The 6,000-nt window shown below is 56.0% G+C and carries 7 protein-coding genes; 5 read left to right on the forward strand and 2 right to left on the reverse strand.

Annotation, left to right across the window (positions count from 1 at the left end):
- The first annotated feature begins 2 nt into the window (after positions 1–2).
- Positions 3–473: a nitrate reductase cytochrome c-type subunit gene (locus tag J7447_RS28860; RefSeq protein ID WP_023001084.1), complete on the forward strand. Its 471-nt coding sequence runs from the start codon at positions 3–5 to the stop codon at positions 471–473.
- Positions 473–1,120, forward strand: coding sequence for a cytochrome c3 family protein (locus J7447_RS28865; protein ID WP_031269311.1), 648 nt, complete (start codon positions 473–475; stop codon positions 1,118–1,120). The genes J7447_RS28860 and J7447_RS28865 overlap by 1 nt, the downstream gene beginning before the upstream one ends.
- Before the next feature lie 52 nt (positions 1,121–1,172).
- Here J7447_RS28865 and J7447_RS28870 read toward each other — a convergent pair whose 3' ends face one another.
- A complete protein-coding gene (locus tag J7447_RS28870) occupies positions 1,173–1,604 on the reverse strand; it encodes a CBS domain-containing protein (RefSeq protein WP_023001082.1) in 432 nt (143 codons plus the stop codon).
- A 280-nt stretch (positions 1,605–1,884) separates the two neighbouring features.
- Positions 1,885–2,673 (reverse strand): rhomboid family intramembrane serine protease, encoded by a 789-nt coding sequence (locus tag J7447_RS28875; RefSeq protein ID WP_209171619.1) that lies wholly within the window; start codon positions 2,671–2,673, stop codon positions 1,885–1,887.
- A gap of 555 nt (positions 2,674–3,228) precedes the next feature.
- Here J7447_RS28875 and J7447_RS28880 point away from each other — a divergent pair.
- From J7447_RS28880 to J7447_RS28890, 3 genes are all read left to right on the forward strand, one after another.
- Positions 3,229–3,876, forward strand: a complete 648-nt coding sequence (locus tag J7447_RS28880; RefSeq protein ID WP_075282469.1) for a PAS domain-containing protein — start codon at positions 3,229–3,231, stop codon at positions 3,874–3,876.
- A gap of 368 nt (positions 3,877–4,244) precedes the next feature.
- Positions 4,245–4,880 (forward strand): PilZ domain-containing protein, encoded by a 636-nt coding sequence (locus J7447_RS28885; protein ID WP_055654833.1) that lies wholly within the window; start codon positions 4,245–4,247, stop codon positions 4,878–4,880.
- Between the two features lie 544 nt (positions 4,881–5,424).
- The gene (locus J7447_RS28890) at positions 5,425–5,934 is read left to right on the forward strand and encodes a transglutaminase-like cysteine peptidase (protein WP_208993515.1); all 510 of its coding nucleotides are present in this window, start codon (positions 5,425–5,427) and stop codon (positions 5,932–5,934) included.
- Positions 5,935–6,000: the final 66 nt, after the last annotated feature.

Here is a 6,000-nt window from a genome sequence, read left to right on the forward strand (position 1 = left end):
CCATGAAACGCTTTGCAATCGGCCTTGCCTGCGCCGCCCTGTTGGTTGCCGCAGCTGCCGCAGCCGCCCAGGAACACATCGCCACCATGCGCCCCGCAACGCCGTTGGCGGAAAACGGGACGCCTGCCCCCATGCCAAAGCCGGTGAACTCCGACATTCGCCAGGTGCGTAACTATCCCGAGCAGCCACCGCTGATCCCTCACACGATCGAGGGCTATCAGATCGACAAGAACTCCAACAAGTGCCTGAGCTGTCATTCCCGTACAGCCATTGAAGTCAGCCAGGCGCCAATGGTGTCGATCACGCATTTCATGAACCGGGACAACCAGTTCCTGGCGTCCGTCACACCCCGGCGGTACTTCTGCAATCAGTGCCACGTGCCGCAGACCGACGCCCGGCCTCTGGTCGAGAACGACTTTGTCGATGTCGATGAAGTGCTCGAATATGTGAAATCCAAAGAGGGGGCCAAATGATGCTGGCCTTCCTCAAAAGGCTCTGGACCACCATCCGCCGCCCGAGCGTGCACTACAGCCTCGGCTTTCTGACCCTCGGCGGCTTCATCATGGGCATAATTTTCTGGGGTGGTTTCAACACCGCGCTGGAGTTGACCAATACCGAGAAGTTCTGCACGGGCTGTCACGAGATGCGCGACAACGTCTTTGCCGAGCTTAAAACGACAATCCACTACTCCAACCGCTCGGGCGTGAGAGCCACGTGCCCGGATTGTCACGTCCCCCATGAATGGACAGACAAGATCGCCCGCAAGATGCAGGCCTCAAAAGAGGTCTGGGGCAAGATCTTCGGGACGATCAATACGCGAGAAAAGTTTCTGGAACACCGGCTTGAACTGGCCCAGCACGAATGGGCCCGGCTCAAGGCGAACAATTCGCTGGAATGCCGCAACTGCCATTCCGCCGATTCCATGGACATCACCCGTCAGAGCGGAAGGGCCTCTGAGGCACACCAACGCTTCCTGTTCACGGGTGAAAAGACCTGCATCGATTGCCACAAGGGCATTGCGCATCGCTTGCCGGACATGTCCCAGTCGGCATGGCACGGGGAAAAACCCGAAAAAATGCTGAAGGAAGCCACCGCGTTTCTGGCAACACGGCAAGATTGATAAATCACACGTCGAAACAAAAAGGCTGGCCTACAAGCCAGCCTTTTTCATGTCAGGCCATCGTAATGTAGCTGCGCATCTGCTCGGCTTCGAGTTCAACCTGCGCAATCTTGAACTTCACGACGTCGCCGATGGAGATCACACCGGTCAGCTTGCCGTCCTTCACGACCGGCATATGGCGGAACCTGCCCTGTGTCATGCGAGCCATGACTTCGTTGATGTTGTTCTCTTCGGAGCAGGTAACCACGTTCTTGGTCATGACACCGGAAACCGGTGTTTTCAGCGCCGACACGCCTTGCGTACCGACCACGCGAACGATGTCCCGCTCTGACACAATGCCGTCAACGGCACCTTCCTTGTCGGAAACGACCACGGCACCGATCTTGTGTTTTGCCAGGGTTTCACAAATTTCGCTGAGCAACGCGTCGCTGCGCGCTGTGATAATATCGTGGCCTTTCCCACTCAGGATAGCGGCTACGGTCATTCAATCACCTCCCATGGCATCAATCGGTCCGTTTTACCGGACCAGATCAACCGACGCTCAATCGGAAGCGATCAAACGTCAATAGTTGATCGACCTTAATGTAGTCTGCCAGCCGGTCTCCGGAAGGAGATGTTCCTGCTGCTCGACCACTTTCGCACCGACTGGGGCCGGACGTCCATTCGAATCCGACAGGACGACCTCCAGTCGTCAGGTATCATGGCAAAAAAATCAGATCGCGCAAACTGTTGACCTTGCGTCTTGAACGCACTTTCGCTCCGCGTCAGGAATTCCGCCGCTGCGGCATGGGGTCAAACAGCGGGAACAGGGCAAGTCCGGCGACAAATCCACCAATATGAGCTTGCCAGGCAACACTTGCCGGCTGTCCCGCAACGGGACCGCTCATCAGACCGAAGAACAGATTGAGCCCGAACCATACCGCGACAAAAACCAGAACCTGTTGATTGCGAAGGCATTCCGCAAGCGGCTGCGCCGGTACGAAATAGGCTGTCGGATCGTTGCTGCGGATCGCACCCAGCGGGCCACCACGCTCGAAAACGAAACGAATGGCCGCAGCCATCTGGCCGGAAATGGCGGCGGATGCACCGATCATCGGCGCCCCTTCCCCCCAGTGGGTGGCAAGATGAGCCAGCGCCCCGCCAACGGAACAGGCCGCTGAAAACAACAGAAACCGGCCCACGCCAAACCGCCTGGCAACCGCACTGCCGAAAATCGCCATCCAGAGCAGGTTGAAGATAATGTGCATGGCGCCACCATGCAGCAGGCTGTAAGTGACGAAGGCCCAGAGGCTGGAGAGAAGATCAAAAGGCGGGAGACTGCCGAGATAGGCATATTTTACCGGCCAGAATGCAAAAAGTTCGATGATCAGATTGTCCAGGTTTGCCGGAAGGACCATCACACGCAGAACGTGGATCGCAATCAGGATACCGCCAAGCCAGACGATGATCCCGGGCAGATTGAACACGGGCGGACCGGACGGCCGTTGGGGAGGTTGTTCCTTCTGGGCTTTTTCGCGCCGGGCGCGTTCTTCATCAATGCGGTAAACGTTCATGGACCCTCTGCCTTTCCTGTCTTTCTTCTAAGCCAGATCGAAGACAAAACAAGAGTGGTTCGACCGCCAGAACATCCGAAACCGGGAATTAGTGACTCCGACTTCACCGGTCACAATCCCCAAAAAGCCTGAAAATACAAAGCGCCGGCCACCTAAAGGTGACCAGCGCTTTGCGATGCCCCCCAAAACCGGTCGCGTCCCCACGACGCCCGTTCAGGACAGTTGTTCACTCTGGCCGGCGCTTGTTTTACCGAGGCAGCTCTTGGCGGCTGTACCTATCGGCCCGCGGCCTGACCTGCAACAACAGGTTCCTCCCACCCGCTGTCTATGTGAACTGAGTGTTAAGCTGACAGGCAACCGCCCCCAATACAAGCTTTACCGAAAATTAACCTTAATTTCTGAGCGCCTCTCAAGCTTTCGCGCCAACAAGCACTTGGCACGCGCCCTGCTTTGTAAAGGTCAAAAACCAACAGGGAAGCATTTTCGTCCCGTTTTGAAACAAGAACTGTCTTGAGACGAAACACCGGGCGCAAGAATGGCAAAGAGGCGAACCAGATGAAACACGGCGTAACGCAAACTCTTTACAACTACTGGGACAATCTTCGCGGCGCCCGTCCTGCACCGAACCGCAGCGAAGTCGATCCGGGTGAGATCCGCGGCCTTCTTGGTGACACCTTCATTCTGGAGACGAACGGTTCGAGGGATGTGCGCTACCGCCTCGCCGGCACACGTCTGTGTTCTGCACATTGCCGTGAACTCAAGGGCCGCAACTTCCTGCGCGGCTGGAGCGTGAAAGACCGTGAAGCCCTGGAAAGCCTGATCGCCGCCATCACCGAAGATGCGGCCGCGGCCGTGATCGGCATCAACGGCCATACGGAACGCGGACAGATCCTGCAGATGGAAATGCTGCTGGTACCGCTGAATGTTCCAGGTGAAGGCAGGATCCGTGTCCTGGGAAGCTGTACTCCGATGGAAAAACCCTATTGGATCGGCCTGCATCCCATTTTGAGCCAGTCGATCAGCAGCCTGCGCCTGGTCTGGCCGGACGAGCGCCCCTATTTCGTGGATTCCCCTGCTTCCACGCTCAACCCGATCCTGCCGCGCTTCACCGCCGAGGGCATCGCCATGCCGACACCGCCCCTGCCGAGCGGTGCGGAGCGCAAGGTCGGACATCTGACCGTCTATTCCGGCGGCAAGACCTGATCCGCACAACATAGCAAGTCTGGTAACATCCCTGTTCACCTGCGAATTCGGGCCGGCCGAGAATCAGCTGGCCCGAATTCATGTCCGGTACCGGCTGTTTTGCAGCCTATATTCAGCTGAAAAGAAGTCCTTCCTTCCGGATTTTTACTCTCGCGTTATTGTGCTTTCTCGCCAGAGGACGCTCGAATTCCGAACATCACGGCCGTACCCGCATTTTTATCGATCACAAGTCTGGACCTGTGCGCCTTCTGAGCTACACTCTTACACATCGTTAACCCCAGCTACCTAAAGTGCTTTGAAAGACGTCTTTTGAATCGCATCTCAGCCGGGGACAATGCGATTTGCGCACCGTTTTGGATAGAACAGGCATGAGCGCCGGAGTGGCAACAGCAACCGAAGGAAGCAGATCGCTTCAAGTCACTGACCGCCGGCGCCATCAACGGGTCCAGGTCAATATACTGGGCCGCTTCATGCTTGAAGATCGGCGCGAATATCCTTGTCAGGTTATCGACATGTCGCCGGGCGGCATGGCCATGATTACACCGGTCACCGGCAGGGTCGGCGAACGCGTGATTGCCTATCTAGACCACCTGAGCCGCGTCGAAGGCAGGATTTCCCGCCTGATCGATGGTGGCTTTGCGGTTGAGCTGCGCAATACGGTCCGCAAACGCGACAAGATCGCCAATGTTTTGACGTGGCTTGCGAACCGGGACGAACTCAATCTTCCCGAAGACCGCCGCCACGACCGCTTCGTGCCCAAAAACCCGATGACGAAGATGATCCTGCCGGACGGCTCGGAACATGTCTGCCGCATCATAGACGTATCCCTGTCCGGCGCGGCCATCGCCACGGACATCGTGCCGGAGATGGGCGACGCCATCACGCTCGGCAAGATGCATGCACGTGTCATTCGCCGCATCGAAGGTGGCATAGCCGTCGAATTTGCTGCTGTTCAAAGCCGCGAATTGCTGGAACATCACATATCGGCACCAGAGGAAAGCTGACTTTAGCTTTCTCATCAATCGCAAGTGCTTAGAACCATTCAGACAGGCCCGGCTTTTTGCCGGGTCTTTTCGTTTCTGCGCAATTTTCCGGGTAGTCGCGTTTCTTTTCTGGTGGCCAGAACCAAAAAAATCAAAAACTTTCGTGCCCTTTTCTCACCCTCGAGGACGGGCACAAGACCCGCTCCAAACCGAAAACCAGGCGATTGAAAACCGATTTCGCACCACTCGAAAAACCCCAATTTCTCGCTAATTCAATGACTTCTGGAGGATGCATCAAATTTTACGAAAATTTTCCTCCAACTTGAATTAAAGTAAATTCAAATAACGATAAAAAGAAACTCAAACACACATAAAATACAAATACAGTTTTACTTTGGAGATTTTCTCCAAGTAAAAATCATTGGGTCATCGTTGCGTCAGCCTTGGGGAGGGCGTTACGATGAAATTACTTCACAGAACTCTACTCGCATCTGCAATGTTGCTGTCTTGCACCGTCATGGGATCGGTTGCACAGGCAGAACCCGGTCGCTTCATGGACATGCAAATGGTTGTCAAGGCACCCGTCGGCTATGACCAGTTCTGCCGTGACAACGTCTCGGCTTGTCCGAAGGAAACATACAAGCCGGTTGTCGTGAAGCTGGACGAAGCCCGCTGGAACGAACTCATTGCAATCAACAAGGAAGTCAATCGCCGGATTCATCCTATGACCGACCAGGACCTGTTCGGCCAGGAAGAATACTGGACCTATCCGGTAAACGGATACGGTGACTGCGAAGAATACGTCCTTGAAAAGCAGCGGGTCCTGATCGAAGCCGGCTGGCCGAAAAGCGCCCTTCTGATCACTGTTGCAAAAGATACCCAGAACTCGGGTCATGCCGTTCTGACGGTACGTACGGACCATGGCGACATGATCCTCGACAACCAGATCGAGGCGGTGCTGCCCTGGTATTCGACACCCTACCGTTACATCAAGCGTCAGTCCGCCAGCTCGCCCGTGCAGTGGACAGGTATTGCAGACACGCGCGTGACGACTGTCAGTAGCGTGTCCAACTAGGATTGGGATTGGTCCGGCTTCAGCCGGCCGCTTGGACGATCCGGTCGCGTCCCCACCCTCCCCATC

The sequence above is a fragment of the Labrenzia sp. R5_0 genome (assembly GCF_017743835.1).
GTDB classification, from domain to species: domain Bacteria; phylum Pseudomonadota; class Alphaproteobacteria; order Rhizobiales; family Stappiaceae; genus Roseibium; species Roseibium algicola.